This window comes from Rhizobacter sp. P2_H2, from assembly GCF_056403375.1.
Genome location: NZ_JBFUFP010001517.1, coordinates 1 through 972, shown reverse-complemented (window position 1 = coordinate 972; position 972 = coordinate 1). Strand labels below are relative to the sequence as shown.

General features: G+C 69.9%; 1 protein-coding gene. It reads left to right on the top strand.

Annotated elements, in window-relative coordinates:
- Nucleotides 1-972, top strand: a 972-nt coding sequence (locus AC1D15_RS34390) for an ATP-binding protein (RefSeq protein ID WP_477829597.1), incomplete at both ends; no start/stop codon positions are given.

Sequence of the window (972 nt, the reverse complement as noted above, 5' to 3'; positions counted from 1 at the left end):
GCGCCCCACCGACCCGAGCGATTCGCGGCTGCGCATCGTCGCACCGGCCGTGTCGCAGGCCTACCCGATGGTGGTCAGCATCATCGCCACCGAGACCGTCGTGCTGGCGCACTGGCGCCGCACCAACTGGCTGGTCGTGTCGGTCGCGCTCGCGATGAACGCCCTGCTGCTGTGGCTCACGCTGTCGGTCTATCGCCTGCTGGAGCGGCGCGACCAGATGCTGAGCGAGCTCGAGCGCGCCCGCTCCACCGCTGAAAGCGCGAGCCGCGCGAAATCCGCCTTCCTGGCCAACATGAGCCACGAGATCCGCACGCCGATGAACGGCGTGCTCGGCATGACCGAGCTGCTGCTGCAGACCGAGCTGACCGCCCGCCAGCGCGACCTCGCGACCGCCGCCTACGGCTCCGGCGAGACGATGCTGCACCTGATCAACGACATCCTCGACGTGTCCAAGATCGAGGCCGGCAAGGTCGAGCTCGAGGCAATCGATTTCGACCTGTCCGCGCTGGTGCACGACGAGCTCGGGCTGCATGCTGCGGCGACCCGCCGCAAGGGCGTGGCGCTGTCCGTCGAGATCGGCCATGGCGTGCCGCAGCTGGTGCGCGGCGACCCGATGCGGCTGCGCCAGGTGCTCGCCAACCTGCTGAGCAATGCGGTCAAGTTCACCGAACAGGGCGAGATCGAGCTGAAACTCGGCGCACTCGATGCCGGCGGGGCGCCCGGGCCGCGCATCGAGTTCTGCGTGAGCGACACCGGCATCGGCATGGACGATGCGGCGCGCGCCCTGCTCTTCCAGCCCTTCACGCAGGCCGACGGCTCGATGACCCGCCGCTACGGCGGCACCGGGTTGGGGCTGGCGATCACGCGGCAACTCGTCACGCTGATGGGCGGGACGATCGCGGTCGACAGCGTCAAGGGGCACGGCTCCACCTTCTTCGTGCGCATCCCGTTCGCCGCGGCGCAGGGCGTGCC